Origin of the sequence: Citricoccus muralis (assembly GCF_003386075.1) — a bacterium.
Classification (GTDB): domain Bacteria; phylum Actinomycetota; class Actinomycetes; order Actinomycetales; family Micrococcaceae; genus Citricoccus; species Citricoccus muralis.
Genome location: NZ_QREH01000001.1, coordinates 539,096 through 566,078, shown reverse-complemented (window position 1 = coordinate 566,078; position 26,983 = coordinate 539,096). Strand labels below are relative to the sequence as shown.

Below are 26,983 nucleotides of genomic sequence, written 5' to 3'. Positions count from 1 at the left end.
ATCCGTAACCCTGGGAGAGAATCGTGAGCCAGCAGTCTGCCGCAACCACCTACGACGTTGTCCTGGTGGGGGGTGGCATCATGAGCGCCACGCTGGGGACCTTCCTGCAGCAGCTGCAGCCGGACTGGTCGATCGGCCTGTTCGAGAACCTCAACCAGGCCGGTCTCGAGTCCTCCGACCCATGGAACAACGCCGGCACCGGCCACGCTGCCCTCTGCGAGCTGAACTACTCCCCGCTGGGCGCCGATGGCACGGTCGATCCGACCAAAGCACTGGCCATCAATGAGCAGTTCCAGGTCAGCCGCCAGTTCTGGTCCTATCTGGTCAACGAGGGCAAGCTCGGCGAACCGAAGACCTTCATCAATCCCCTGCCGCACATGAGCTTCGTGTGGGGCAACGATCACGCCGACTACCTCAAGACTCGCCACGAGTCCCTCAGTGCCCATCCCCTGTTCGAGACCATGGAGCACACGGAGGACCCGGATACCATCCGCGATTGGGCCCCGCTGCTCATCGACGGCCGCAAGGATGGCCAGCGGCTGGCCGCCTCCCGCCAGACCAATGGCACGGACGTGGACTTCGGCTCGTTGACCCGGCAGCTGACCACGAACCTGGCCAATTCCGGGGTGGACGTGCGCTTCGGCCACAAGGTCACCTCCGTGGACCGCGGCACCGACGGCCGATGGGAACTCAAGGTCAAGAACAAGGCCGCCGGCGAGTCCTTCACCGCCCGAGCCCGCTTCGTCTTCCTGGGGGCCGGCGGCGGCGCCCTGCACCTACTGCAGTCCTCCGGCATCCCCGAGGGCAAGGGCTTCGGGGGCTTCCCCGTCTCCGGCAAGTTCCTCAAGTGCACTGACGAGTCGATCGTCAACCAGCACATGGCCAAGGTCTACGGCCAGGCCTCAGTCGGCGCCCCGCCGATGTCCGTTCCGCATCTGGACACCCGCTTCGTAGACGGACGCCGTTCGCTGTTGTTCGGCCCCTACGGCGGATTCTCCTCGAACTTCCTGAAGTCCGGCTCCTACCTGGACCTGCCCCTCTCGGTCCGGGCGCACAACCTGTTGCCGATGCTCAACGTCGCCAAGGACAACGTGGATCTGGTCAAGTACCTCGTCACCGAGGTCACCAAGAGCCAGGCCAAGAAGGTTGACGCCCTCCAGGACTTCTACCCGCTCGCCAACGGCGGCGACTGGGAGATGATCACTGCAGGCCAGCGTGTGCAGGTCATGAAGAAGGACCCGAAGAAGGGCGGCGTGCTGCAGTTCGGCACCGAGGTCGTCACGGCGGGCGATGGCTCGATCGGCGCCCTGCTGGGTGCCTCCCCGGGCGCGTCGCAGGCGGCTCCGATCATGGTCGGGCTGCTGGAGAAGTGCTTCCCCGCCATGATGGAGGCGTGGAAGCCCAAGCTGCAGGAGATGATCCCTTCCAGCGGTCACCGGCTCAACGAGAACCGGACCCTGATGGAAGAGGTTGAGCAGGCCACCAACGCCGCGCTCAAACTCGCCTGACCGGCCCCACCCGGTCCGGCACACGGACCTGAAGGTGTGAACCCTGCTGGGTCTTCTGCACCTCGAGCCGGTAGCCGATGTCCTGCTTCATCCGGTCGACGTGGCTGACGATGCCGATGGTACGGCCACCGGCCTGCAGTCCGTCCAGTACGTCCATGACGTCGGCCAGGGTGGCGGTGTCCAGGGATCCGAAGCCCTCGTCCACGAACAGGGTGTCCATGTCCACACCCCCGGCCTCGGCCTGCACGGTGTCCGCCAGTCCCAAGGCCAGGGCCAGCGAGGCCATGAACGTCTCCCCGCCAGACAGGGTCGAGGCGGCCCGCTCATCCTCGGTATACCGGTCGAACACCGTGATATCGAGCCCGCGGATGCCGCGGCCCCGGGCCGAGTCGTCGTGGCGCAACTCGTACCGGCCCTGGGTCATGCCCAGGAGCCGTTCCGTGGCGGCTGCCACCACCTCCTCCAGGCGACCGGCCAGCACATAACTGCCGAGAGTCATCTTGTACGAGTTCTCCCCGGCGCCGCGGACGAGCCTGAGCAGCCCCTCCGTCTCTTCGAGATCCGCCACTTGTCCGGCCGAGCGGTCGGCGACCTCGGTCAGCACGCCGGCCTGCCGGCTCGTCTGCCGGTGCAGTGACTCCAACACACCGACCCGTTCGCCCGCGGCATCGCGATGTTGCGTGGCAGCGTCCAGGGCAGCCTCGTGCTGCGCCACCTCCTGCTCCGACGGCGGTTTGGTGCCGCCCTGGAGAAGCTCACGTCCGCGTTGCACCGTCTCACTGGCGGCCAGCTCGGCCAAGCGTGCCTCCTCGTGGTCCCAGTCCCGGACGGAAGCCGCGAGTCGAGTCTCCTCCTCGGCCGGTAATACGGCGGCACGAACGTCCTCGACCGTGGCAAAGGGACTCGCCCCGAGTTCAGCGGCGAGGTGTTCGGCGGCTTGGAGGGCCAGTGACCGATGGGTGGCTTCGGCGGCCGCAGCCGCAACCACGGCGTCCACGAGTTGCTTGGCAGCCTCCAGTTCCCGACGCACCACAGCAAGGTCGGTCCGGCCGTCCAAGGCTTCTGCCACCACCCGGCGGAGGCGGTCGATGTCCTCGTCCGCCGCCGTCAGCCGGGTCTGCGCCGCGGCGAGGTCGCCGCGAGCCGTCTCGGCCACCTTGGCCTGGACCAGCTGGTCTTTTTCGTTCTGCTGCACAGCGGTACGGGCCAACTCGAGGTCCCGGGCGGCTTGTTGTGCGGCAGACACCGCATCCTGGGCCTGGCTCAAGGCCACCTCGGCGTCCTGCGGTGACAGGCCCGCCGAGGCCAGTCGGCTGGATTCCGCCGTGCGTCGCGCCTCGTCCACGGCGGCCTCAGCGCGCCGTCGAGCCGCTGTGAGCCCGTCCATGTCCTGACGCGCCCGGTCCTGGGCTTCGGCGGAGATCTCGGCGTCGCCCGGTGCCGCCGGTGACGGGTGGTCCACTGACCCGCAGACCTGGCACGCCTCGCCGTCCTGCAAGGCAGCCGCCAGCAGTGAGGCGGCCCCGGCCAGCCGACGTTCGACGACGTCCTGCCAGGCATCCACGGCCGCCTGGGCCCGGTCGGTGGCAGTCCGCAGGGAGTCCTCGGCGGCCGCCCTGGCGTGGTGGTCCCGCTCATGGGCCAGTGCTGCTTCCTTCCGGGCGGTGGCCTGTTCGAGCAGCAACCGAGCGGGGCCCAGGCCCGCGGCCGGACTGGCCAGGTCCTCGAGGCGCTGGTGCAGGCTTCGCTGCGCTGCCACCAGCTCGTCCCGTTCGGCCTCGGCCGCAGTGGCCGTGCGGGTCGAGACCTCGATGGAGTCGACCAGCCGTGCGCGCTCTGCCTCGGACCGGGTCAGGGCTGCGGCGTCCCGCTCGCGGTCGGCCAGCTGGTTGAGGTCCCGTTCGGCCCGTTGGCGCAGGTCGTCGAAGCTGGAGGCCAGGCCGGTCGATGCCTCACCCCCGTCCCGGTCCCAGGCCCGGTCCAGGGCTCGGTCCAGGGCTCGGTCCCATGCCAGACACTGTTCATCGGCCCACGCCCGTTCCAGGGCACGGTCCAGAGCCGCACGATGCTCCCGGTGGGCGTCCTCGGCCGCTCGGGCCTCCGTGGCCCTGCGGTTCACGGGCACTGCCGCCCGGTGCTGTTCGACGGCGGACCGGGCGGAAACCGTGGGGTTCCGTTGTTCCTCGTGGCGGCTGGTCCGGTCCGCCCAGGCCTGTGCGGCCTGCAGGTCCTGCCGGGTCCGGCTCACCGAGTCCACGGCTCGTTGAGCGCGGGACGCCTCCACCACGGCATCGTGGCGTGCGGCCCGGGAGGCTTCGAGGGCAGCGGCCACGGCAGCGGTCGACTGGGACACGAGCTCGGCGTCCGGCCACCCCTCCGGCTCGGTTTCGGAGTCCCACCAGCCCTCTCCCAGTCCGTCCTGCAACGAGAACAGGAGATCCTGGCGGGCCGTGGCCACGAGATCCCGGTCCCGCCGCGCAGCTTGTTCCAGAGCCTGTTGCCGTGCGGCCAGGGACGTCGCGACCCCGTCGTACCGGCCCGTGCCGAAAAGCTTACGGAGCAGCGTTTCCTTGTCCTGGGATCCGGCCTTCAGGAAGGCGGCGAATTCCCCCTGGGGCAGCAGCACGACGCGCATGAACTGCTCGGCGTCCAGGTACAACTCCTGGCGCAGTAGCTGGCCGATCTCGTCCGCCCGCACGGAGACCTCGACCCACTCACCGTCCCGGAATTCACGGAGCACCGCACCGGCCTTCTCCTCGGTCAGGGTGATGCCGGCCTCTCCCTGGCGTTGCCGCTTGGCCGGACGCCGGTACTTCGGCCACCGCAGGACCTCGAAGTTCCGGGCGCCAATGGTGAAGTCCAGCAGGACCTCGGGCCGCGTCCCGATCGGGGACTGGGTACTCGCCAGTCCCTCGGCGCTCCGGCCACCGGGGACCGTTCCGTAGAGCGCGAAGCAGATCCCGGCCAGCACGGTGGACTTACCGGCACCGGTGGGGCCGTCGAGCAGGAACAGGCCCGCCTCGTTGAGTTCGGAGAAGTCGACGTTCTCCCGTCCGGCGAAGGGGCCGAAGGCCTGCAGCTCGAGTCGGTGGATCCTCATGCGGCACTTCCTTCGTCCCCGAGCTCGGTCCTGCTCTCCGCCAACGCCGTCGTCAACAGTGCTGTCTCGGACGCTGACGCTGGGCGCTGCCGCACGTGCTCCACGAATCCGGTGCATACCTCGAGGTCCGTGGTCGCGGCGGCCAGCCGGGCGGCGTAGGTCGACTTCACCGCTGCGGCGCCAACCTCGGGATCGAGAACGAAGTTCAACAGCCCGTCGAAGCGCTCCTTGAGCCGGCGGTAGGCCTGCGGGGGGCGCAACGGGTCCGTGACGGTGATCTGGCACCAGCGGTCCTCCGCCCACGCGTGGTCCGGGTTGTCCATCAGGTCCTCGATCCGTCCACGCAGGACGGCCAGCTTCCTCCCGGCGGACCAGTCCACGGTCTCGACGCCCGTCACCGTGCCTCCTGCCGTCCTCACGAGCAGTCCGCCCTTGGTGTGGTTGGCCTCGGAGAAGGAGTACGGCAGCGGTGATCCCGAGTACCGCACGGTCTCCGCCATCCGCTGGCGGCCATGCAGGTGGCCCAGCGCCACGTAGTCGATGCCTTCGAAGACCGAGACCGGTACCTGTCCGAGGGTGCCCACGAGCAGCTCCTCCGACGGACAGTCCGCCCGTCCCTCCTGGTTCTCGGTCTCTTGGTCCTCGGGCGCCTGGTTCTCGGTTTCTTGGTTCTCGGTTTCTTGGTTCTCGGTTTCTTGGTTCTCGGGCGCCTGGTTCTCGGTTTCTTGGTTCTCGGTTTCTTGGTTCTCGGTTTCTTGGTTCTCGGGCGCCTGGTTCTCGGTTTCTTGGTTCTCGGGTGGCTGGCCTTGGAGGACATCCGCGCCGATGTCCCGCTCACTGTCCGACCCGGCACCACCGGCGGCGAAGAGATGCGCCATGGCGATCACGGCGGCCTCCTGGTCCTGGCCGCCGAACCGCGCCTCGGCGTCCTCCCGGATCCTTCGCACCGCTTCGGCCGTCACCGCCGTGTGGTTCGGGTCCACCTCCCACACCTGGCCGGCGTGCCGGGGTTCGAGGTAGGGCACACCGTAGACGGCGACCAGGCCGCCGTCGGGATCCTCCAGCACCACCGGCGCGGTGACCTGGTCCATCCGGGTCCGGAAGTGCACCCCGGAGGCGCCCATGAGGTGGCCGCCGAAGCCCAGCCGGATGGCGGAATCGTGGTTCCCGCTGGTCAGCACCACGGCCGCCCCGGCGCTCACCAGCTCCGCGAGGGCCCGATCGAGGACCTCCACGGCATCAGCGGCGGGCAGGGCACGGTCATACACGTCACCGGACACCACAACCAGGTCCACGCCCCGTTCCCGGACCGTGGCAGCCATCTGGTCAAGGACCTCACGCTGTGCCTGGAGCAGGCCGGTTCCGTGGAACGACCGGCCCAGATGCCAGTCAGAGGTGTGCAGGATCAACATGGACACCACGCTATCCGTCACACAGGACGCGTTTGGCACTTCTCCACAGCCGTGGTCCTGCCGATGTGGTCCTGCGATGTGGTGATGTGGTCCTGCCATGCCGCCGGCAGTGCCTACGATGGAGATCATGAGCGAATCCGCCGCGCCATCCTCCCCCACCTACCCCTCACGGGTGCTGGGCCTGCTGACCGGCGGTGCCGCCGGGGACGCCCTGGGCTACACCGTCGAGTTCTCCTCGCTGCCGCAGATCCGCGCCGAGCACGGTGGCGGCGGGCTGACGCACCCCCTCCAAGTGCCCGCCATCCGCGCGGGCGGGACGATCCCCATCAGCGACGACACACAGATGACGCTCTTCGTCCTTGACGGTCTGCTGGACTGGATCGAGTGGGCCAACGAGGGCTCCATGGCCGATCCCGCCGCCTGCGTGTGGCTCTCCTGCCTGCGCTGGTACCGCACCCAGACCGGCACCCTCCCTGAGGGAGCCCCCGAGCCGCCCACGCGCTGGCTCGAGGAACACCCGGAGATGCACGTGCGCCGAGCCCCCGGCAATGCCTGCCTGTCCGGCCTGTCCTCGCGTGACATGGGCCTGCCCCACCAACCGCAGAACCCAGAGTCGAAGGGCTGCGGGACCGTCATGCGTTCGGCCCCCTACGGCATGGTCCCCGGCCTCGAGGACACCATGGTCGTCTCCCTCGCCCGCCGGGGCGCCGTCCTGACCCACGGCCACCCGGCAGCATGGACCTCGGCCGCCGCCTTCGGCCTGATGATCTCCCGGCTCATGGCCGGGCACGCGGTTGACGCGTCCGTCACCGCCGCGCTGGAGTGGCTGGACACCGTGCCCGACGACGGCGGCACGGCCGCGGCGGTCCGTGCGGCCGTCGCTCTGGCCGGGTCTCGCGGGCCTGGCGGATCTGACGGGCCTGACGAATCCGCCGGGGGCGGTGCTGTCCCCGCCGCACTGGGCGAGGGCTGGGTGGCCGAGGAGGCCTTGGCCATCGCGGTCTACGCCGTGCTGGTGACTGGCGGTGCTGTGGATCCCGCACAGGCTGCGGCACTCGACGGTGGCGATGCGGCGGTGGACCCGGACGTCGAGGCGCTGGCGCCCGTCGATTTCCGCGCGGCGCTGCATTTCCGCGCTGCCCTGCACCTGGCCGTCAACCACGGCGGCGATTCCGATTCGACCGCCTCCCTGGCCGGTCAGCTCCTCGGGGCCCGCTATGGGATGAACATCTTTCCCGACGCCGCCGTTCCGGCATGGATCGGCGAGCGGGAGATCGTGGCCGAGGCCGCCGAACGCTGGATCGCCGCGACCAGCTGAGCCGAGGCGCGATCCGAGGCCGACCTTTCTAGACCGACCTCAGAGTCCGACGCTGATGTACTTCGTCTCCAGGAACTCGTCGATGCCGCTGAACCCGCCCTCGCGGCCCACCCCGGACTCCTTGACACCGCCGAAGGGCGCCGCCGGGTTGGAGACCACCCCGCGGTTGAGGCCGACCATCCCCGTCTCCAGTGCGTGGCTGACGCGGAAGCCGCGCGCCAGGTCGGTGGTGTAGAGGTACGAGACCAGCCCGTAGGGGGTGTCGTTGGCGATCGCCACGGCCTCCTCCTCGGTGTCGAACTCGGAGAGCGCGGCCACGGGCCCGAAGATCTCGGCGCTGCACATCTCGGCGTCCGCCGGCACCCCGGTGAGCACCGTCGCCGGATAGTAGTGGCCCGGCCGGTCCACGGCCTGGCCGCCCAGCCGCACCTCGGCCCCGCGCCCGACGGCGTCGCGCACGAGTTCGGCGACCTTGTCCACGGCCCCGGCGTTGATGAGCGGCCCCACGACCACACCGTCCTCCACGCCGCGCCCCAGCGGTAGCTCGGCCATGCGCCGGGTGAGCCGATCGGCGAAGTCCGCGGCCACCGAGCGCTGGACCAGGATGCGGTTGGCGGCGGTGCAGGCCTGGCCGATGTTGCGCATCTTGGCCTGCATCGCCCCCTCCACTGCGGCGTCCAGGTCGGCGTCCTCGAAGACCAGGAACGGGGCGTTGCCACCCAATTCCATCGAGGTGCGCATGACGGTCTTCGCGGCGAGCTCGAGCAGTCCCTTGCCCACCTCGGTGGAGCCGGTGAAGGAGAGCTTGCGGGACCGCGGGTCGAGGATCAGAGGGGTCATCACGTCGTTGCTGCGCTTCGTGGTGACCACGTTGACCACCCCGTCCGGGACCCCCGCGCGGACGAGGATCTCGGCCAGGGCCAGGATGGACAGCGGCGTGTGGGAGGCAGGCTTGATGACGCAGGTGCATCCGGCGGCCAGGGCCGGGCCGATCTTGCGGGTCCCCATGGCCAGGGGGAAGTTCCACGGTGTGATGAGGATGCAGGGCCCCACGGGCTCGCGGGCCACCAGGAAGCGGGAGTCGCCGGCGGGGGCGGTCATGTAGCCCCCGTCGATCCGCACCGCCTCCTCGGCGAACCAACGGAAGAACTCGGCCGCGTAGGCCACTTCACCGCGGGCCTCGGCCAAAGGCTTACCCATCTCCAGGGTCATGATCAACGCCAGCCGGTCGGTCTCCTCGACCATGAGCCGGTGGGCCCGGCTCAGGATCTCGCTGCGCTGCCGTGGCGGGGTCGCCGCCCAGTCGGCCTGGGCTGTGGCCGCGGCATCCAAGGCGGCCGCGGCCTCCTCCGGGCTGGCATCGGCCACCTCGGTCAGGACCGCTCCCGTGGACGGGTCCTCCACGGGCATGGTCCGGGCGGTGGTCCGCCACCGACCGCCGGCGAACACGCCGGTCGGGACGGAGGCGATGGCTGCTGCCTCGGTGGCTGAAGAGGGGGTTGACTGGCGCATGTGCTGCCTCCGCGTCGTGGATCCTTGCCGGTCAGCCCATCGTAGAAGTACTGTCAACACCCAACCGCAGCCACCGACCCAGCACCCACTCCTCGACCGGAGGCTCATCTATGACGGCGTTGTCACCCCACCTCAAGCAGGCCAGTCCCGTGATCGTGGACCATGCCCGCGGAAGTTGCCTCTACGACCAGGACGGGCGGCGGTTCCTCGACTTCACCGCCGGCATCGGGGTGGTCAGCACGGGCCACTGCCATCCGCGCGTGGTGGCAGCCGCCCAGGAGCAGGTGGCCTCCCTCATCCACGGCCAGTACACAACCGTCATGCACCGGCCCCTCATCGAGCTCACGGAGAAGCTGTCCGAGGTGCTGCCGGACCACCTGGACTCACTGTTCTTCGCGAATTCCGGCAGCGAGGCCGTGGAGGCGGCGCTGCGCCTGGTCCGGCAGGCGACCGCACGGCCGAACGTCATCGTTTTCCACGGCGGCTTCCACGGCCGCACGGTGGCCGCCTCGACCATGACCACCTCCGGCACCCGGTTCTCCGCCGGCTTCAGTCCCCTGATGTCCGGGGTGCACATCGCCCCGTTCCCCACCGCCTACCGCTACGGCTGGAGTGAAGAGGAGACAACGGCCTTCGCCCTGAGGGAGCTGGACTACCTCTTCGCCACCGTGACGTCCCCGCAGGAGACGGCGGCGTTCATCGTGGAGCCGGTCCTCGGCGAAGGTGGCTACATCCCTGGGAACACCGCCTTCTTCGCCGGCCTGCGCGAGCGGGCGGACCAGCACGGCATCCTGCTGGTCATGGACGAGATCCAGACCGGGTTCGGCCGCACCGGACGGTACTTCGGTCACCAGCACTTCGACGTCTCCCCGGACATCATCACCTTCGCGAAGGGCATCGCCTCCGGCTTCCCTCTGTCCGGGATCGCCGCCACCGAAGAGGTGATGGCCCGGGCCTGGCCGGGCTCCCAGGGGGGCACCTACGGTGCCAACGCCGTGTCCTGTGCGGCCGCCGTCGCGACCTTGCAGGTGATCGAGGACGAGGGGCTCGTGGGCCACGCCGCCGAACGCGGCACCCAATTGCTCGACGGCGCCCGGTCGGCTGCCGCGGCCGGCTCCCCCGGTGCCGGCGGGATCGGGGACGTCCGCGGGCTCGGACTGATGGTGGGCAGCGAGTTCACCACCGCTGACGGCGTCCCCGATCCGGGCCGGGCCAAGGCCGCCCTGACCGTGGCGGCGGACAAGGGCCTGCTGATGCTGACCTGTGGCGCCTACATGAACGTGGTCCGGATGATCCCGCCGCTCGTGGTCACCGCGGAGGAGATCGACGAGGGCCTGGCCATCTGGTCCGAAGTCCTCGCGGAGATCTAGGCAGAACGCAGAACCAGGGGACCCGATGCCACGCCACCTCATCCTCACGCTCGCCACCCGCCAGGTCTCCTGCCGCGTCCGGTTGCTCGACGACCTGGCCCCCGCCACGTGTGCGGCCGTCTGGGAGGCCCTCCCGCTGGCCGGGGACGCCTATCACGCCAAGTTCGCCCGCAACGAGGTGTATGCCCTGCTGCCCCGCATCACGGCGGCACCTCGACGGGAGAACCCCACGGTCACGCCGATCCCCGGGGATGTGTGCCTGTTCGACTTCGAGCCGTGGGAGATCGGCAACCCCGCCTACGGCTATGCGCCCGGCACCACCGCCCACGAGGCCCAGGGCGCCACGGACCTGGCCCTGTTCTACGACCGGAACAACCTACTCCTCAATGGTGACGTCGGATGGGTCCCGGGCAACGTGTTCGGCACGGTTGTGTCCGGCCCGGACAACTCAGCGGGCGCAACTGGGCTCGAGGCCATGGCCGCGGCCTGCAACGACCTGTGGCGGAACGGATTCGCCGGCGAGCGGCTGGTGTTCGAGCGCGAGTAGGGGCTACTGGTCCAGCAGCCACTCCACGAACCGTGCGACGGCCAGGACGAGGTCATCGGAGTGCCGTGGACCCACGATCTGCAGCCCCACGGGCAGCCCGGCGGCGGTGACGCCCACGGGGATGCTGATGGCCGGCTGCTGGGTGAGGTTGAACGGGAAGCTGAACGTAGCCCACTGCGGCCAACGCTCCAGGCCGCTGCCGGGCGGGACCTCGTGCCCTGCCTCGAACGCCGGGATCCCCACGGCAGGGGTGAGCAGCACGTTGTGCTCCTCGTGGAAGGAGCCCATGGTGATACCCGCCTGCGCAGCGACATCCCGGGCCCGGAGGTACTCGACCGCGCTGATCTGTTCCCCCCGGTCCCACACCCGGCCCAGACCCGGGTCGACCTTCTCCCGGGTGCCGGGCGAGGCCGCGGCCATCGTGTCCAGCAGGGTGGCCGCCCCACTGGCCCACAGCACCTCGAAGGCCTCGATCGGATCGGTGAAGCCGGGATCGGCCTCGGTGACGGGCAGACCCGCCTCGTCGATCCGCCTCACCACCGCGTCCACGACGCCCGCGACCTCCCGGTCCACCTTCGCGTAGCCGAGGTCACGCGAGTAGGCCACGTGCAGTCCGTCCACCTCACGGTTGAATTCCCCGCGGAAGGTCCGTTGCGGCGGCGCCAGCGAAGTGGGATCCCGGGGATCCGGCAGCGCCAGGATGTCCATCATCAGGGCCGTGTCCTCCACCGTGCGCGTCATCGGCCCGGCATGGGCCAGCGGACCGAACGGGCTGGCCGGGTACAGCGGGATCCGCCCGTGGGTGGGCTTGAAGCCCACGATGCCGCAGAAGGAGGCCGGGATGCGGACGCTGCCGCCGCCGTCGGTCCCCACGGAGCACGGCCCCATGCCAGCGGCCACCGCGGCGGCAGAACCACCGGAGGAGCCGCCGGCCGTCAACCGCGGGTCGGCGGGGTTGCGGGTGATGCCCGTCAGCGGGCTGTCCGTGACCGCCTTCCAGGCGAGCTCCGGCGTCGTGGTCTTGCCCAGGAAGACCATGCCGTCCGAGCGGAGCCGGGCCGCGACGGGCGAGTCCACCGTCCACGGCTGGTCCGGGTCGATGGACCGGGAACCCCGCAGGGTGGGCCAGCCGTCCGTGAGGAAGATGTCCTTGATGGAGACCGGCACGCCGTCCAGGAGCCCCTGGGGATGGTCACGGTGCCACCGGGCCTCGGACGCGCGGGCCTGGTCCAGGGCGCGGTCACCATCCACGAGGCAGTAGGCCCCGAGATCCCCGTCCGCCGTCCCGATGCGGTCCAGGATCGCGGTGGTGGCCTCGACGGGCGAGAGTGACCGGCTGCCATATGCGGCCACGAGCTCGACGGCGGTCATCTGGGTGGGGTCCATCTGCAGCTCCCGGTTTGGTGACGTGGTGCTAGGTGACGTGGTGCTAGGTGACATCGTGCGGACGGCTTCGCGGACGGTCAGGTTCGCGGCCCTCGTCCCCGCATTATGGGGGTTTGATCTGCGCGGATGGAAGGGCCCACACGTCGTGACCGGCCCATGGTCGCGAGGACGGTGGCGCCCCTATGATTCAGCCCATCATCAACTCGGCAGATCGACGTGACAGAGGGCGAGGAGCGGCAGTGGACCTGTCAGACATCGATTTCGACGGTCCCGTGACCCAGCGCGGCATCGGCGTGATCGCCCCCTTCGACCTGGCCCTGGAGCGGGAGCTCTGGCGGTGGACACCCTTGGACGTCAGCCTGCACCTCGCCCGGACGCCCTTCGAGCCAGTCCCCGTCAGCCTGGAGATGGCCGAACTCGTCTCCGAGAAGCGGCACGTGCAGTCAGCCACCCGGGATGTGCTCGGCGTGGATCCGGAGGTCGTGGCCTACCTGTGCACCTCCGGCAGCTTCATCCACGGGCTCGGGTACGAGTCCGAACTCCGCCGGTCCATCCTGGAGGCCGGAGCTCCCGACGCCGTCACCACCTCCGGTGCCCTGGCGGAGGCCGTGCGGGCGCTGGGACTGCGGCGCGTCTCGGTGATCACCCCTTATGACGCCGACCTGACGGACCGCCTGGTCGCCTTCCTCGGCGAACTGGGGGTGACCGTGCCGCAATGCCACTACCTCGGCCTGGGCGGCGGGATCTGGCGGGTCAACTACCGCACCGTGGCCGAGCTCATCCTCGCGGCCGACACCCCCGACTCCGAGGCCGTCTTCGTCTCCTGCACCAACCTGCCCACCTACGACATCATCGAACCGCTGGAACGCCGGCTCGGCAAGCCCGTCCTGACCGCGAACCAACTGACCGTCTGGGCCTGCCTGGGCCGCATGGGCCTGCCGATGGTCGGCCCGGGCCGCTGGCTGGCCGACGTCTTCCGAGAGGAATCCCCCACATGACCACCATCGGCATCATCTACCCGGACCACGCTGCCGAGGACGAATACCCGACGGCGGCGAGCCGGCTCGGCGTGCGCCTGCCGGTGGTGCACGTCTACGGCACGGACCTCCACGCGGTGCCCGAACTCCTCGATCTGGGCAGCCCGGAGAAGCTCGCTGAGGGGGTCTCACGGCTGCTCACGGCCGTGGCAGCGGACTCGGTGGGTCCGGTGCGCCCGGGGGACGCAGTGGACGCGGTGGACGCTGTGATGTGGGCCTGCACGTCCGGCAGCTTCGTCTACGGCCACGAGGGCGTTCGCCAGCAGGCTAACCAGTTGGCCGAGGTGGCCGGGGTGCCGGCGGCGAGCACGTCGCAGTCGTTCGTGGCCGCCGTGACCGCGCTCGGCGTGAAGCGCGTTGCTGTGGCGGCCAGTTATCCGGAGGAGGTGGCCGTGCTCTTCACCGACTTCCTGGCGGCCTCGGGGATCGAGGTGGTGGCCCGGGGCAGTGCCGGGATCGACACCGCGGCGGAGGTGGGTTCCCTGGACGGCGCCCGGGTGACGGATCTGGCCCTGCAGAACGACCACCCGGCCGCCGAGGCCCTGCTCATCCCGGACACGGCTATGCACACGCTGGACGTGCTGACCGCAATCGAGGACCGGCTGGGCAAGCCCGTTCTCACGGCCAACCAGGTCACGATCTGGCACGGTCTCCGGTTAGCCGGCTCGTCGGTGGTCTCGGACCGGCTGGGCGTGTTATTCAGCCGGGTGTAGTGGTGCCGGCGGTGCCTGATGTGGTGGTGCCCGATGTGGTGGTGCCCGATGCGACAACGGGCACCGCGGCACTCCCCGACAACCGGGCGGCGCTCGACGCGGCTAGGGAATGGTGATCTCGCGACCAGCGAGCGCCTCCAGGTTGGCGCTGGCGAATCCCCAGGCACTGCGCCGGGGGCTCACCCTGGCGCCGCTCCATTCCGCGAGCATGTAGGCCACCTTGCCCTGCATCTCCTCCCGCAGGCGGCGGAACGAGTCTTCGGGGTCCGTGCCCACTTGCCCCTGCAGCAACCACCAGGCCCAGGCCGCCGCCCCAGCATTGGCCACGAAGTCCGGGATCACCGGGATCCCGCGTACGGCCAAGCGTTCTTCCGCGTCCGGCGTCGTGGGTGAGTTCGCGGCCTCGACCACCGCCCGGGCCGCGACGTCCGCTACGGACCCGACCCCCAGCGCGTAGGAGACCGCCGCCGGGACGAGGATGTCCGCGGGCGCCGCGAGCACCGCCTCGCGCGGCAGGAGCTCGACGCCGGACGGTACCGTAGCTCGGTCGATCTCGCCGTAGTGGTCGCGGGCGGCCAGCAGGGCCGGGATGTCCAGGCCGCGGGGGCAGAACAGGGTCCCGGCGGCGTCGGCGATCGCGGTCACGGGGACGCCCGCCTCGTGCAGGTACCACGCGGCCCCGCCGCCCATGGTGCCGATGCCCTGGATGGCCACCGTGGTCCGTGTGGGTTCCCATCCGAAGGCGGCCGCCGTCCCCAGGCAGGCCTGGGCCACCCCGTAGCCACCGATCACATCCCCCAGTGGCAGGCCGTCCTGGTCCACGGTGTCGAGTCCTGCCCGGACGCGGTCCAGGGTGGCGGCCGGGTCCGGCGAGCGCCGGATGGCGGCGTGGAAGGACTGGTCCAACCCCAGCCGGGTGAAGACGGCGTCGAGGTCCGACTGGGAGACGCCGAGGTCTTCGGCAGTGACCCAGGAGTTCTCGAGCCACGGCCGCATGTGGGCGAAGAAGCGCTCCAGGACTCCCATCGCGTCCGGGTCTCGCGGATCGCAGTCGATGCCCGCCTTGGCCCCGCCGACGGGCAGGCCGAATGCCGCAGTCTTTGTGGCCATGCAGCGTGCCAAGTCGGCGACTTCGTCCCGGGTGCAGCCGGCTCGCATGCGGGTGCCCCCGGTGGCCATGCCCCCGACCAGGGTGTGCACCACGAGCCATCCCCGGGAGCCGGTGACCGGATCGGTCCACGCGATCTCCTGCTCCGGAGGACGGTCGAAGGGGTCTATACGTATGAACGGCTCCCCTGCCGGATTCCCGGTCTGAGTCTCTGGCCTGGTGCCGGGCAGGGTTTCTGGCCGGGCGCTGCGCGCCGGTCCACTGGTGCCGTCGTGCGTTCGGTTGCCATCAGGGTTCTGGATCAGGGTCATGCCCGCCACCTCCATCGAGTTCACGGTTGGTCCCGCAGCGATTCGCCCTCCGGCGTGTGCTCCGGTGCGTGCTTCGGTGAATGTTCGGTTCCCGCCGGCTCGGCTCCGGCTCGTACTCCCAGCGTGGAGGGGGTTTCCCTTGGCGTCTATCGCCGGTTCCTGCACGATGCCGTGAACCGGGACTACAAGGTCTCCCCCGCGATGGAGGCCCACCCCTATGCTGACGCCCATGGAGTTGTCGTTGCGTCGGCTGAGGATGCTGCGGGAGTTGCACCTGCGCGGCACCGTGACCGCCGTGGCGGCCGCCCTGCACTACAGTCCTTCGGGCGTCTCCCAGCAGTTGGCCCAGCTGGAGCGCGACGTCGGCGCCCGGCTCGTGGAGCGGCACGGCCGCCGGCTGCTGCTCACCGATCTGGGACTCGTCCTTGCCGAGCATGCGGAACAGATCCTCGGCTCGGTGGATCGGGCGACCAAGGCCCTGGAGCAGGCTCAGAACGGGGTGACGGCACGCCTCACCGCGGGTGTCTGGGCATCCGTGGCCTCCAGCCTCGTGCCGCAGGCCCTGTCCAGTCTGGCGGTGCGATACCCCGGTATCGAGGTCCGCACCGTGGAGTTGGATCCCGAACAGACGGCGGGAGCGGTCAAGGACGGCACCTTGGATTTCTCCTTCGTCATCGACTACTCAGTGACCCCGGTGACCTGGGACCCCAACCTGACCCGGACGATCATCGCCGTGGAGCGGCTCCACGCCGCCGTGCCCACCGGGATGATCCCCTCCGGGACGGTGCGGCTGGCGCAGCTGGCCGACTATCCGTGGATTCTGGCCCGGGAGAGCGACCACTTCGGCCATGCGGTCCGCATCGCCTGCCACCAGAAGGGCTTCGACCCGAGGATCGTCCACACCGTCGCCGAACAGCCCACCGCGCTGGCCATGGCCGCCGGCGGGCTCGGGGTGACACTGGTGTCCGATCTCGCGTTGGAGCTGGTCCCGGACGGAGTGGACATCATCGCCCTGGAGGAACCGGTGATGAGGACGGTCTCCATCGCCTACCGGACCTCCCCCACACGCCGGCCGTCACTCGAACTCGTCATCAACGCGATCCGCACGGCCGCCGCGGAGAAGGGACTGGCCATCAGTTCAGCCCCGGTCTCGCCCGGGCCCGCTTCGGAATCCTGAGTCCCTTCCGGAGTTCTGGGTCCGGAGTCCTGAGTCCACTGTTCTCAGCGTCCTCACCACCCGCTGCGTCCGCTGTGTCCGCTGTGTCCGCTGCGTCCGCTTCTTTCGACGCAGTACTCCACACCATGAGTCTCTCTCTCAGCCCTCCACATTCCGGTGGACGGTGCTTATCTCGTCCGTTGCCCATGATCGAATATATGTACTAGAACGAAGGGCCGGAGCCCCGAAGGTCGCGTTCACGTCGGACAGGCCGACAGGGCCGCCCGGGTCAACAGGGCCACCCGGGTCAACAGGGCCACCAAGGCTGCGCAAGGGCGGCGACAGTGCGGAAGGAGGGCGCGGGCATGACAGCGGAGGAGATGGAGCCCTCGCGTGGACTGGACGAGTTGGCCGAGTGGGCCACTCCGGAAGTCCTTGATGTCGCTCGCCACGCCCTGGAGTTACTTGCCGAACGACTGTCCGGTCCCACCACGGTCGATGCCTTCGAACGCGTGGTCCCGCCACCTCCTGACCTGGACTGGTCCGGGCTGACATCCCTCACACCGATCGTCCCGGGAGAGTCGCCCCATGGCCCTGACTTCGTGGCGGCACCTGAGACCTTTGCATCCGGTTCGCTACCCGTCATCCACCGCAGGGTCGAAGATCTGGGACGTCTTCTGACTGCTGTACATACGTCGTTGGCCGGTCATGCTGCCCATGCCATGGATGAGGGATCCCTCCGCGAACCGATGCTCGGCATCCCTGGAGGGGCCAAGCCGTTTCGGGATGCCCCGGACTGGATGGTGAAGACCCTGCGGATCCCCCGGCCGGAGGCACGCAAGCGCATCCATCGTGCCCAGCAGGTCCAGCCGCCGGTCCCAGAGATCACCGGCCACCAGCGCAGTGCCACCTACCCCATCCTGGCTGAGGCCTTCCTGCAGGGGCATCTCGACCCGTGCACTCTCGACCTGATCTCCACGGCCCTGGACCAGACGAAAAAGGATGCCGAGGCGACGAACGCGGACCCCTCCTTGACCGCGGATTGGCTATCCCGGGGCGAGGAGACCCTGACGGCCCAGGCCACCGTCCTGGACCCGGAGTTGATGCGTCACGCCTGCGCCCGCTGGCGTCAGTGGGCCCAACACGCGCTCAACCCGGATGGGGCAGAACCTTCCGACGCCGTCCCGTCTGTCCAGCAAGGGCTTTCCTACCGAGGCAAGCGACGGGGCCTCCATCTGTGGAAGATCGCTGCGGACGACCTCCAGCACGAGGTCCTCAGCACCATCGCCGGAGCCGCGACCAACCCCCGCGCACAGAGTGAAGGCATCCAGGGCGGTGGCGCGCAGAACGAAGGCGTCCAGGGTGGTGGCGAGGCCACCGACAGCATGACGTCGGCCGCTGAGGCGCCCGTCCCGGATCTCCCGGATGGAGCAAACCTCTGGCCAGATGCCGGCGTCGTGTCCGTCGACCGCCGCTCCCGCCACCAGCGCCAATTGGACGGCCTGACTTCCGCCCTCATGGGGGCATTGGCATTGGTCGAGGGCAACGGCCTGCCGTCGTCCGGCGGGAACCGTCCTCTGGTCATGGTGACCATCGATTACGAGACACTCGCCGGTCAGGTCGTTCGCAGCCAGGCATCCCCGGGCGAAACCTCGACGGCGTCCATGTCTACAGGCTATCCACGCCCACCGAGCCCACCCGAACCACCAGAAGCGTCGAAGCCACCAGACGAACCCACCAAACCCGGCCAACCGAATGAGCCCAGCGAACCCGCCGACCCCGGAAAATCCGGCAAAACCGGCGAGGCTGATGTCATTCCCGTCGGCGCTCTGGACGTAGGAACCTTCAAATCTGAGGCGGCCTTTACCGGTCCAATCAGTCCCAGCACCATCCGCACCCTCGCTTGTGACGCTGACATCCTGCCCGTGGTCATGGGCGGCGCTGGGCAGGTCCTGGACGTGGGACGTACACAACGGCTCTTTCCACCTCGGCTCCGCCGGGCCATCACAGCACGCGACGGCGGATGCGCGTCCCCCGGCTGCACGATGCCTGCACCGTGGTGCGAGGTTCACCACATCCAGTGGTGGACCCACGGCGGAGCGACGAGCGTGGACAACGGGGTGCTGCTCTGCAGTCGGCATCATCACGCGGTCCACAGCGGTTCGTGGCACATCAGCGTCGAAGACGACGGCGTCCCCTGGTTCGTCCCCGCACCCTATCTGGATCCGTTCAGGACGCCCCAGCGCAACCGGTACTGGCGGGCCTAGGTGGGTCGGACCGACGCGATGAGTCAGGGCGCTCGCCTGGTGCTTGGCAACTGCGTAGCTACGTGGCTACGAGGCTACGAGGCTACGAGGCTCCTGGACACCGTGGTTACGAGATGCTTGGCTGCGGGACTCCGTGGCAACGTGGCTGACAGAATCTCCTATACCGCGGCGTCGGGCCAGTTGCCGTCCAGCATCTGCAGGAACTCCGGTTCGGAGACGAGCTCCACGTGTTGTCCCTGCTGACGGCGAGCCAGCGCGTCCCGCGTTTTGCGGTGCCCGATCGCCCCGCCGCGCGTTGCCGCGCCGAGGTCCTCAGCGCGGAAGCCGTCTCCGACGACCAATATGGTGGTCTGCGCGTTGACCCGGCTGCCTGTCCGCGCGCCCCACGCGGCGGCCCGGTTCTTGGCCTCCTGCCGGGGCATGCCCAGGTTGCCCGTGAACACCACGGTGTGTCCATACAGCGGATGAGCCGGATCTGCGTCGGCGGCAGGCTCAGGATTGATCCCCTCATCCGGCCAGTGCATCAAGTCAGGCATCCGTTCGGCGTGCGGCAGTACCACCGTGGAGTCGAAGACGGGCCCGAGCCCGCGGGCTTGCCGGGTGGCACGGGACTCCGGCTTGGTTCCGGCCCTGCGAGCCTCCAGCTGTCGCAACCGCACCCCGTCAAGGGCCAGGATCTCGGCCAGCCCCGCTTCCAGCAGGCCCGCGGACGACTGGGTAGCTCGATTCGGGCCCGTGGTACCCCATGACCGGGACTCTCCACCGTCCTCGATTCGCGCGGCGACAGCAGGAGCCGGTGAAAGGGTCTGCCGCTCCACCAGCAGTCCGTCAACCGTCTGCTGTCCGGCCGCCTGCCGTCCAGCCGGCTGCCGAGCCGCCGTCCGCCGCTCGAGCACATCGATCATGATCCAGGCACAGGCCTCAGCATCGGCGAGGGCATCATGGTGGTTCTCGAGTGGATGCCCCGCCTCCACGGCGGCCACGGGTAGCGCGTAGGACGGCAGCTCATAGGTGCGCCGCGCCATCACCAGGGAGCAGGCATAGTCGAAGCGCGGGATGTCTCGGCCGGAGACCTCGAGAGCTGATTCGATGACTCCGAGGTCGAAGCCCGCGTTGTGGGCCACAAGAGGATCGGAGCCGATGAAGTCCGCCATGTCCCCGAACACCTCGGCGAATCGCGGCGCGCCGGCCACCTGCGCTGCCGTGATGCCGTGGATTCCCACGTTCCGGGCATCGAACCTGTCGAAGCCTGCCGGCGGCCTCATCAACCAATACGCGCGTTCCACCGGCTGACCGTCGCGGACCCGCACGAGGCCCACGGAACACGGCGAACCGCGGAAGCCGTTGGCCGTCTCAAAGTCCAGCGCCGTGAAGTCGAGCGCCATCAGCGCCCTCCGCCGGACGCACCATCATGTGACCCGGCCAGCAACCGCACCAGTTCGGGGAGCAGCTGCCGGAAGGCCGTGCCACGATGGCTGATCGAGTTCTTCACCTCAGGATCCAGCTCAGCCACGGAGACGTGCATGCCGTGCGGCTGCAGGATCGGGTCATAGCCGAATCCACCCGCGCCCCGCTGCGCCGTCAGGAGGGTACCGGCCAGGAAACCGAGTTCGACATGCTCCTCGCCGGCCGGAGTTGCCACCGCGGCAGCACAGATGAACGCGGCGTTACGGTGCTCGGGCTTCACGTCCGCCATCTGGTCCAGGAGCAGCTGCAGGTTGGCGGCATCATCCCCGTGGCGTCCGGCCCACCGTGCGGAGAAGATCCCGGGAGCGCCCCCGAGGACCTCCACGGACAGGCCGGAGTCGTCGGCCACAGCCACCAGCCCGGTGTGCCGGGCGACGGCATGGGCCTTCTTGAGGGAATTCTCCTCGAAGGTGACACCGTCCTCCACCACGTCTGGGGCGTCCAGGGACGCAGCGTCGACGACCTGGGTGTCGACGTCCAGTCCGGGCACCTGTCCACGGAGCAGTTCACGCAGTTCGCGCAGTTTGCCCTGGTTGCGGGTGGCCAGCACCAGCCGGGGCTCGGACGCGGACTTTGCTCGGCCGCTCACCGCTCGCCGGCCAGGGTCTCGCGCTGGATGGTGGCCAGCTCGGCGGACCCGGCCACGGCCAGATCGAGCAGGGAGTCGAGCTCGGAACGGTTGAACGGGGCCCCTTCGGCGGTGCCCTGAACCTCCACGAAATCGCCCGATCCGGTGACCACCACATTCATGTCCGTCTCGGCGCGGACGTCCTCCACGTAGGGCAGATCCAGCATGGGGACACCGTCGATGATGCCGACGGACACGGCGGCGACGGAGTCCTTCAGCGGCTGGGCGGACGCCGAGATGACGCCCTGTCCCTTCGCCCAGGCGATCGCCTCAGCGAGCGCCACGTAGGCGCCGGTGACCGAGGCGGTGCGGGTGCCGCCGTCCGCCTCCAGGACGTCACAGTCCAGCACGATGGTGTTCTCGCCCAGGGCCTTGAGATCGATGATGGCGCGCAGCGAGCGGCCGATGAGGCGAGAGATCTCATGGGTGCGGCCGCCGATCTTGCCCTTCACGGACTCGCGCTGGGAGCGGGTGTTCGTGGCGCGCGGCAGCATCGCATACTCCGCGGTGACCCAGCCGGTGCCCTCGCCCTTGAGCCAGCGCGGGACGCCCTGGGTGAAGGAGGCGGTGCACAGCACACGGGTGTTGCCGAACTCGATCAGTGCGGAGCCCTCGGCCTGGCGGGACCAGCCACGGGTGATGCTGATGGGACGCAGTTCGTTGACGGCGCGCCCGTCCTGGCGGGTCGCCGTGGACGAGGCGCCGGCGGTGCTGTTTTCGGGCAGGGCGGAAGCTCCGGAAGTCGTTGAGGTCATGACCGCCATCCTACCGAGGGCCCGGACGCGTTAATCAGGGCTTGGGCTCTTCGGGTGCTTCGGGCACGGCGGACACCGCGGTATTGCCGGACATACTGGACACGCCGGACACCCCGCAGCGGTCTAGACCCGGTAGGTGACCCCGGAGACCGCGACGGCGAGGTCGCCCGCATAGGTCTCCCGCGCCTCGATGGAGGCGGCCAGCGGATCGGTCCACACGGGCAGGTGGGTCAGCAGCAATCGGCGGGCGCCGGCGTCGGTGGCCATCTGCCCGGCACGCCGGCCGGTGAGGTGGACGCCGTCGATGCCGTCGTCACGGCCCTCCTGGAAGGCGGCCTCGCAGAGGAACAGATCAGCGTCGCGGGCGGCCTCGACCAGACCGTCGCAGGTGTCCGTGTCCCCGGAGTAGGTCAGCACCCGGTGCACCGGCTCCCCGTCGGGGCCAGGTTCGGTGATCTCCAGGCGCAGCGCGTACGCCTCATCGATGGGGTGGCGCACCGGAACCGGCGTGATGGTGAAGGGTCCGACGGTCACGGGGACATTCGCCTGCCAGTGGTGGAAGTCGAAATCGGGGTGCATGCCCGGGTCCGGATCGAGTCCGTATGCCGTCGCCATGCGGTCCGCGGTGGCTTCGGGGCCGTACACGGGGACGTGGATGCCCTTCCAGCCGTACGGGTTCCACCGGATGGCCACGTGCAGTCCGCAGAGGTCCATGCAGTGGTCCGGGTGCAGGTGGGTGAGCAGCACCGCGTCGATGTCGTCCAAGGCCATGTAACGCTGCAACGTGCCCAGAGCGCCGTTGCCGAGGTCCATCAGGATCCGCCAGGTCTTCTGGCTGCCGGGGGCGCCATCCGGGTCCGGCCCTTCAGCCGTCACGAGGTAACACGAGGCCGGCGAGCCCGGACCGGGAAACGATCCTGAGGCCCCGATGATCGTGAGCTTCACCCTGCGTCCGGCCTTTCGTCCGTGGCGATCCCCCGGTGACCCGAGCTGGACGCGCTCGAAGCCGGCAAGGGGGATCCTGCGTTGGGACCACTGTACTGTCCGTTTGTGCCGTGTCCGTTTGCGCTCTGCCTGGTTGCGCCCTGTCCGGTTGCGCCCTGGGCCGCCGAGAGCATCTCCGGGGTGATCCGGGCCAGCACTCCGGTCGGATAGCGCTCGGAGATGTGGTCGACCTGCTGCACGCCGCCGACCTCGGGCCCGAGGAAACGACGGGCCAGCGTCTCGAAGTACTGTGGATCTCCGGTCGCCATGAACCGGTGTCCCGGTTTTCCGGCTGAACCGCCCGCCGCACCGTCCGCCGGGCTCTCCAGACCGTGCCGGACCAGCGCCCGGTACACGTCCTTGGCCGTCTCCTCCGCAGAGGAGACCAGCGTGACGGACTCCCCCATCACCAGCGAGATCACGCCCGTCAGCAGCGGATAGTGGGTGCACCCCAGCACCAGGGTGTCCACGCCCGCCTCCCGGAGTGGGGCCAGGTACCGCTCTGCGGTGGCCAGCAGCTCCGGCCCGGTGGTGACGCCGGCCTCCACGAACTCGACGAACCGCGGGCAGGCCACGGAGGTGATCTCCAGCTGTGGCGCGGCGGCGAAGGTGTCCTCGTAGGCGCGCGAGCTCACCGTGGCCTCGGTCCCGATGACCCCGATCCTCCCGTTGCGGGTGGCGGCGACCGCACGGCGCACGGCCGGCTGGATGACTTCCACCACCGGAATCCCGTACCGGGCGGTGTACCGTTCCCGGGCATCGCGCAGCACGGCGGCCGAAGCGGAATTGCAGGCGATGACCAGGACCTTCACGCCGGCGTCGACCAACTCGTCCATGATGCCGAGCGCGAAGGCGCGCACCTGGGCGATGGTCCTCGGCCCGTAGGGGCCGTTGGCCGTATCCCCCACGTACGCGATCTGTTCGCCGGGCAGCTGGTCGATGATGGCGCGGGCGACCGTCAACCCGCCGACCCCGGAGTCGAAGACGCCGATGGGGGCCGTCGGCACGGGCGTGTTGGTCATGGTCGGGTCGGTCCTTCGGTCAGCAGGTGTCATGCCAGCAGATGTTGATCCAACAGATGTAGATCCAGTCTGCAGTCAAGCACGATTCAGTCGGGAAGCCGGGTGGACAGGGCCAGCATCAACGTCTCGAGCAGCCACGTGGTGAAGTTGTACAACAACGCCATGTAGGACTCCACGTCCTTGGCGGCGGACCAGTCGTCCACCGCGTGCACCCGTTCGGCGTCCTCGTCCGTGTCGATGCCCAGCCGGGCCGAGAGCACCAGGCGCACGTCGTTGAGGGCACGGCTGAAGGCGATGGCGTGCTCTTCGTCCAGCACCACGGGGTTGACCTGTAGGGCCGCCACCGCCCGTTGGAGATCGGCTGTCTTGGCCCGGCGGACGCCATCCTCCGTCAGGGCCCGGAACTCGCCGGCGGCTGCCTGCTCGGCAGGGGTGTCTCCGTGCACCCCGGGCGGCAGCAGCCGCGCGAGGGCCTCGTCCTGAGGTGCCTCCCGCACCGGAGTGCTCTCGCCGGCACCCACCGGATTCCCGACGCCGGCCACCTCGCCACCACCGGCATCGTCCGCTCCCAGAGGTCCCAATTCCGCGACGATGTCCCAGAACGGATCGGACGAGGATATTGAAGCGGATGTGGAAGCGGACTCGGTGGGCGCCTCCTGCCCCACGTCCAGCAGCTGGATCACGTCCTTGAACAGGGTCCGCAGCAAGCGCCGCTCGGCCTTCTCCAGGTCGGCGACGAACCCTTTCGGCGTGCTCTTGAAGGCGCGGGCCATCAGGCTCCCTCCCCCTGCTCGTGCTGGAGGGTGGCCCACAGTCCGTAACCGTGCATGGCCTGGACGTGCCGTTCGGATTCCTCCCGGCCTCCGGAGGAGACGATCGCCTTGCCCTCCTGGTGGACCTGGAGCATGAGGGTGTCAGCCTTAGCACGGCTGAAGCCGAAGTAGGACCGGAACACGTAGGAGACGTAGCTCATGAGGTTGACGGGGTCATTCCACACGACCACCTGCCAGGGCCGGTCAGCGGCGGTGCGCTCAGCGGTCCCGGCCGAGGTCTCCTCCCGCTCCAAGACATCTGTTCCGGTCCCGGGCTGTCCGCCCGGAAGGTCACGGGGGCGGTCCTGGTGAGAACCGCTGGGAGCGCCATCCCGGGTGCCTGGGGAACTGCCAGGAGAACTGAGGGTCAAGAACATGGCAACCATTCTACGGCGGACGGCGCCCAGCGCTCGGCGTCCAACCTCCAGCGCTCGGCGTCCAGCCCCCGGCGTCCAAGCCGAGTCAAGAGTTGTAGGGTGTCAGTCGTGACCGACCAGAATTCCACCGGCCCTGCCGGTTGGCTGCTCCCGACGTCCCTGTTCACGGACCACTATGAACTGACCATGCTGGAGGCTGCCCTCCAGTCAGGGGCAGCTCACCGCCGCAGCCTGTTCGAGGTCTTCTCCCGCCGCCTGGCCGAGGGCCGCCGCTACGGCGTGGTGGCGGGGACCGGGCGCCTGCTCGAGGGGCTGGCCACTTTTCGCTTCGGCACCGAGGAACTCGATTTCCTCTCCGACCACCGGGTGGTCAATGACGCCACCCTGCAGTGGCTGGCCGATTTCCGGTTCTCCGGCAACATCTACGGCTACGCCGAGGGCGAGGCGTACTTCCCCTATTCACCGCTCCTCCAGGTCGAGTCGACCTTCGCCGAGGCCTGCATCCTCGAGACCTACCTGCTGTCCGTGCTCAACTACGACTCCGCGGTGGCCTCGGCTGCCTCGCGCATGACCTCCGCCGCCAACGGCCGCCCCTGCATCGAGATGGGCTCGCGGCGGATCAACGAGGAGTCCGCCGTCGCCGCGGCCCGGGCCGCCGTCATCGCTGGCTTCGCCTCCACCTCCAACCTCGCGGCCGGAATCCGCTATGGCCTGAAGACGGTCGGCACCGCTGCCCACTCCTTCACCCTGTTGCACGATTCCGAACGCGAGGCTTTCGAAGCCCAAGTGGCCTCGCTGGGCAAGGACACCACCCTGCTCGTGGACACCTTCGACGTGGAGTCCGGCGTCCGCACCGCCGTCGAGGTGGCCGGACGGGAGCTGCGCAACGTGCGTCTGGACTCCGGTGATCTGGTGGAGCAGGCGCATTGGGTGCGCTCCCTGCTCAACGAGCTCGGCAACCACGAGACCGGCATCATGGTCACCTCGGACCTGGACGAGTACGCCATCGCCCACCTGCAGTCAGCGCCGGTGAACTCCTACGGCGTGGGCACTCGGTTGGTCACCGGCTCGGGCGCCCCCACGGCGTCCATGGTCTACAAGTTGGTCAGCCGTCAGGATGGCAATGGCGACTGGATCGATGTGGCCAAGGCCTCCTCCGGCAAGGGGTCATTGGGCGGCCGCAAGCACGCGGTCCGCCGGCTCAACGCGTCGGGGCGCGCCACCGCCGAGCTGCTCGGGGTCAACCAGCGGGCCGAGGCGCAGGCCGACGACCGCCCGCTGCAGCATGCCTTCGTCCGCGATGGCGAGCTCCAGCCCGGCTGGACCGGACCGGCCGCCGTCACCCGGGCCGCAGACCGGCACCGGGCCTCCCGTGCGGAATTGCCCGCCGCTGTGCGTAGACTGCAGCCCGGCGAACCGGTTATCCCGACCGTGTTCAACGAGGCCTGAGGGCCTCCCCCACCACCGCTTCACCCCCGCGTCAGAACAGGAAAGAACTTCACCATGCGCGCCTTGGTCATCGTGGATGTGCAAAACGACTTCTGTGAGGGCGGCAGCCTCGGCATCGACGGCGGCGCCCGGGTGGCCGGCCGGATCACGGCTTTCCTGGACGAGCACGCCCAGGACTACGCCGCGGTAGTCGCCACCCGCGACTGGCATGTGGATCCGGGTCCCCACTTCGCCGACGAGGGCACCGAGCCGGACTACTCCGAGACCTGGCCCGTGCACTGCGTCGCCGGAACCAGCGGCGCCGAACTGCATCCGGAGCTGGACACCGAGTTCATCGACGCCCAGTTCCTCAAGGGCCGCTTCGACGCCTCGTACTCCGGCTTCGACGGGCAGCTCGGCGTTCCGGACATGGTGCGCTCCGGTGCCCCCGAGGGCACGTCCGGCCCCTTCGGTGCCACTGCCGCAGCCGCCACAGCCGTCGAGGAGGACGCCCCGGGCCTGGACGACTGGTTGCGGGCCGAGGGCATCAACTCCGTCACCGTGATCGGCATCGCCACCGACCACTGCGTCCGCGCCACCGTGCTGGACGCCATCGACGCCGGCTATGACACCTCCGTGTTCACCGACCTCGTGGTGGGCGTGGATCCGGAGCGGTCCGATGAGGCCCTGGAACTCATGGAGGAGAACGGCGCCGTGCTGCAGATGTGGGGCGGCACCGCCGACTAGCGCTGCGTCCTCACGCCC

General features: G+C 69.3%; 22 protein-coding genes. 10 read left to right on the top strand and 12 right to left on the bottom strand.

Translation table 11 applies throughout. The features are described from left to right. The first annotated feature begins 23 nt into the window (after positions 1-23). Entirely contained in the window at positions 24-1,508 is a 1,485-nt protein-coding gene (locus C8E99_RS02410; RefSeq protein ID WP_115930960.1) for a malate:quinone oxidoreductase, read from the top strand. On the opposite strand, the gene C8E99_RS02405 is transcribed toward C8E99_RS02410, so the two are convergent. After that, positions 1,495-4,608: an AAA family ATPase gene (locus C8E99_RS02405; protein WP_170144509.1), complete on the bottom strand. Its 3,114-nt coding sequence runs from the start codon at positions 4,606-4,608 to the stop codon at positions 1,495-1,497. The two genes, C8E99_RS02410 and C8E99_RS02405, sit on opposite strands and share 14 nt — an antisense overlap. Then, positions 4,605-6,020: an exonuclease subunit SbcD gene (sbcD, locus tag C8E99_RS16155; protein WP_115933155.1), complete on the bottom strand. Its 1,416-nt coding sequence runs from the start codon at positions 6,018-6,020 to the stop codon at positions 4,605-4,607. The genes C8E99_RS02405 and sbcD overlap by 4 nt, the downstream gene beginning before the upstream one ends. 127 nt (positions 6,021-6,147) lie before the next feature. Between sbcD and C8E99_RS02395 the strand changes: the two genes are divergently transcribed. Then, the gene (locus C8E99_RS02395; protein ID WP_245952035.1) at positions 6,148-7,338 is read left to right on the top strand and encodes an ADP-ribosylglycohydrolase family protein; all 1,191 of its coding nucleotides are present in this window, start codon (positions 6,148-6,150) and stop codon (positions 7,336-7,338) included. Positions 7,339-7,377: 39 nt separating this feature from the next. Here the strand turns inward: C8E99_RS02395 and C8E99_RS02390 are convergent, their stop codons facing one another. After that, positions 7,378-8,850, bottom strand: coding sequence for an NAD-dependent succinate-semialdehyde dehydrogenase (locus C8E99_RS02390; protein ID WP_115930957.1), 1,473 nt, complete (start codon positions 8,848-8,850; stop codon positions 7,378-7,380). Between the two features lie 110 nt (positions 8,851-8,960). Between C8E99_RS02390 and C8E99_RS02385 the strand changes: the two genes are divergently transcribed. Further along, on the top strand, positions 8,961-10,220 hold the full coding sequence (locus C8E99_RS02385; RefSeq protein ID WP_115930956.1) for an aspartate aminotransferase family protein: 1,260 nt from the start codon (positions 8,961-8,963) through the stop codon (positions 10,218-10,220). 25 nt (positions 10,221-10,245) lie between these two features. Further along, positions 10,246-10,767, top strand: a complete 522-nt coding sequence (locus tag C8E99_RS02380) for a DUF3830 family protein (protein ID WP_115930955.1) — start codon at positions 10,246-10,248, stop codon at positions 10,765-10,767. Positions 10,768-10,770: 3 nt separating this feature from the next. Here C8E99_RS02380 and C8E99_RS02375 read toward each other — a convergent pair whose 3' ends face one another. Next, positions 10,771-12,138, bottom strand: a complete 1,368-nt coding sequence (locus C8E99_RS02375) for an amidase (RefSeq protein ID WP_245952034.1) — start codon at positions 12,136-12,138, stop codon at positions 10,771-10,773. Between the two features lie 254 nt (positions 12,139-12,392). Here C8E99_RS02375 and C8E99_RS02370 point away from each other — a divergent pair, with 254 nt between their 5' ends. Together C8E99_RS02370 and C8E99_RS02365 are read left to right on the top strand one after the other, a co-directional pair. Continuing rightward, the gene (locus C8E99_RS02370; RefSeq protein ID WP_115930953.1) at positions 12,393-13,151 is read left to right on the top strand and encodes a maleate cis-trans isomerase family protein; all 759 of its coding nucleotides are present in this window, start codon (positions 12,393-12,395) and stop codon (positions 13,149-13,151) included. Then, positions 13,148-13,903 (top strand): maleate cis-trans isomerase family protein, encoded by a 756-nt coding sequence (locus C8E99_RS02365; protein WP_115930952.1) that lies wholly within the window; start codon positions 13,148-13,150, stop codon positions 13,901-13,903. Before C8E99_RS02370 ends, C8E99_RS02365 begins: the two co-directional genes overlap by 4 nt. 102 nt (positions 13,904-14,005) lie before the next feature. Here C8E99_RS02365 and C8E99_RS02360 read toward each other — a convergent pair whose 3' ends face one another. Next, a complete protein-coding gene (locus C8E99_RS02360; protein ID WP_115930951.1) occupies positions 14,006-15,322 on the bottom strand; it encodes a Glu/Leu/Phe/Val dehydrogenase dimerization domain-containing protein in 1,317 nt (438 codons plus the stop codon). Positions 15,323-15,551: 229 nt separating this feature from the next. Here C8E99_RS02360 and C8E99_RS02355 point away from each other — a divergent pair, with 229 nt between their 5' ends. Together C8E99_RS02355 and C8E99_RS16150 are read left to right on the top strand one after the other, a co-directional pair. After that, positions 15,552-16,499: a LysR family transcriptional regulator gene (locus tag C8E99_RS02355; protein WP_115933154.1), complete on the top strand. Its 948-nt coding sequence runs from the start codon at positions 15,552-15,554 to the stop codon at positions 16,497-16,499. Between the two features lie 344 nt (positions 16,500-16,843). Next, positions 16,844-18,745, top strand: a complete 1,902-nt coding sequence (locus C8E99_RS16150) for an HNH endonuclease signature motif containing protein (protein ID WP_115930950.1) — start codon at positions 16,844-16,846, stop codon at positions 18,743-18,745. Between the two features lie 158 nt (positions 18,746-18,903). Here C8E99_RS16150 and C8E99_RS02345 read toward each other — a convergent pair whose 3' ends face one another. From C8E99_RS02345 to clpS, 7 genes are all read right to left on the bottom strand, one after another. Next, positions 18,904-20,130, bottom strand: a complete 1,227-nt coding sequence (locus tag C8E99_RS02345; RefSeq protein WP_115930949.1) for a 3'-5' exonuclease — start codon at positions 20,128-20,130, stop codon at positions 18,904-18,906. Further along, positions 20,130-20,801: an RdgB/HAM1 family non-canonical purine NTP pyrophosphatase gene (gene rdgB / locus C8E99_RS02340; RefSeq protein ID WP_115930948.1), complete on the bottom strand. Its 672-nt coding sequence runs from the start codon at positions 20,799-20,801 to the stop codon at positions 20,130-20,132. Before rdgB ends, C8E99_RS02345 begins: the two co-directional genes overlap by 1 nt. Continuing rightward, on the bottom strand, positions 20,798-21,595 hold the full coding sequence (gene rph / locus C8E99_RS02335) for a ribonuclease PH (RefSeq protein WP_115930947.1): 798 nt from the start codon (positions 21,593-21,595) through the stop codon (positions 20,798-20,800). Before rph ends, rdgB begins: the two co-directional genes overlap by 4 nt. 123 nt (positions 21,596-21,718) lie before the next feature. Beyond that, positions 21,719-22,540, bottom strand: a complete 822-nt coding sequence (locus tag C8E99_RS02330; RefSeq protein ID WP_115930946.1) for an MBL fold metallo-hydrolase — start codon at positions 22,538-22,540, stop codon at positions 21,719-21,721. Next, positions 22,537-23,601, bottom strand: a complete 1,065-nt coding sequence (gene murI / locus C8E99_RS02325; RefSeq protein WP_245952033.1) for a glutamate racemase — start codon at positions 23,599-23,601, stop codon at positions 22,537-22,539. Before murI ends, C8E99_RS02330 begins: the two co-directional genes overlap by 4 nt. Positions 23,602-23,687: 86 nt before the next feature. Further along, positions 23,688-24,374, bottom strand: coding sequence for a DUF2017 family protein (locus C8E99_RS02320; protein WP_115930945.1), 687 nt, complete (start codon positions 24,372-24,374; stop codon positions 23,688-23,690). Then, on the bottom strand, positions 24,374-24,790 hold the full coding sequence (clpS, locus tag C8E99_RS02315) for an ATP-dependent Clp protease adapter ClpS (RefSeq protein ID WP_115930944.1): 417 nt from the start codon (positions 24,788-24,790) through the stop codon (positions 24,374-24,376). The genes C8E99_RS02320 and clpS overlap by 1 nt, the downstream gene beginning before the upstream one ends. A gap of 108 nt (positions 24,791-24,898) precedes the next feature. On the opposite strand from clpS, the gene C8E99_RS02310 reads away from it, so the two are divergent. Both C8E99_RS02310 and C8E99_RS02305 read left to right on the top strand, forming a co-directional pair. After that, entirely contained in the window at positions 24,899-26,239 is a 1,341-nt protein-coding gene (locus C8E99_RS02310) for a nicotinate phosphoribosyltransferase (RefSeq protein ID WP_281269050.1), read from the top strand. Between the two features lie 54 nt (positions 26,240-26,293). Beyond that, positions 26,294-26,965: an isochorismatase family protein gene (locus C8E99_RS02305; protein WP_115930943.1), complete on the top strand. Its 672-nt coding sequence runs from the start codon at positions 26,294-26,296 to the stop codon at positions 26,963-26,965. The last annotated feature ends 18 nt before the right edge of the window (positions 26,966-26,983 follow it).

Excerpts from the sequence above, each read along its gene's own strand:
- C8E99_RS02305 (WP_115930943.1), top strand. The coding sequence starts at position 26,294 with ATGCGCGCCTTGGTCATCGTGGATGTGCAAAACGACTTCTGTGAGGGC.
- C8E99_RS02360 (WP_115930951.1), bottom strand. The coding sequence starts at position 15,322 with ATGACCCTGATCCAGAACCCTGATGGCAACCGAACGCACGACGGCACC.
- C8E99_RS02390 (WP_115930957.1), bottom strand. The coding sequence starts at position 8,850 with ATGCGCCAGTCAACCCCCTCTTCAGCCACCGAGGCAGCAGCCATCGCC.
- sbcD (WP_115933155.1), bottom strand. The coding sequence starts at position 6,020 with ATGTTGATCCTGCACACCTCTGACTGGCATCTGGGCCGGTCGTTCCAC.
- murI (WP_245952033.1), bottom strand. The coding sequence starts at position 23,601 with ATGACCAACACGCCCGTGCCGACGGCCCCCATCGGCGTCTTCGACTCC.
- clpS (WP_115930944.1), bottom strand. The coding sequence starts at position 24,790 with ATGTTCTTGACCCTCAGTTCTCCTGGCAGTTCCCCAGGCACCCGGGAT.
- C8E99_RS02385 (WP_115930956.1), top strand. The coding sequence starts at position 8,961 with ATGACGGCGTTGTCACCCCACCTCAAGCAGGCCAGTCCCGTGATCGTG.
- C8E99_RS02355 (WP_115933154.1), top strand. The coding sequence starts at position 15,552 with ATGGAGTTGTCGTTGCGTCGGCTGAGGATGCTGCGGGAGTTGCACCTG.
- C8E99_RS02380 (WP_115930955.1), top strand. The coding sequence starts at position 10,246 with ATGCCACGCCACCTCATCCTCACGCTCGCCACCCGCCAGGTCTCCTGC.
- C8E99_RS02320 (WP_115930945.1), bottom strand. The coding sequence starts at position 24,374 with ATGGCCCGCGCCTTCAAGAGCACGCCGAAAGGGTTCGTCGCCGACCTG.
- C8E99_RS02365 (WP_115930952.1), top strand. The coding sequence starts at position 13,148 with ATGACCACCATCGGCATCATCTACCCGGACCACGCTGCCGAGGACGAA.
- rph (WP_115930947.1), bottom strand. The coding sequence starts at position 21,595 with ATGACCTCAACGACTTCCGGAGCTTCCGCCCTGCCCGAAAACAGCACC.
- C8E99_RS16150 (WP_115930950.1), top strand. The coding sequence starts at position 16,844 with ATGACAGCGGAGGAGATGGAGCCCTCGCGTGGACTGGACGAGTTGGCC.
- C8E99_RS02375 (WP_245952034.1), bottom strand. The coding sequence starts at position 12,138 with ATGACCGCCGTCGAGCTCGTGGCCGCATATGGCAGCCGGTCACTCTCG.
- C8E99_RS02395 (WP_245952035.1), top strand. The coding sequence starts at position 6,148 with ATGAGCGAATCCGCCGCGCCATCCTCCCCCACCTACCCCTCACGGGTG.
- C8E99_RS02345 (WP_115930949.1), bottom strand. The coding sequence starts at position 20,130 with ATGGCGCTCGACTTCACGGCGCTGGACTTTGAGACGGCCAACGGCTTC.
- C8E99_RS02405 (WP_170144509.1), bottom strand. The coding sequence starts at position 4,608 with ATGAGGATCCACCGACTCGAGCTGCAGGCCTTCGGCCCCTTCGCCGGA.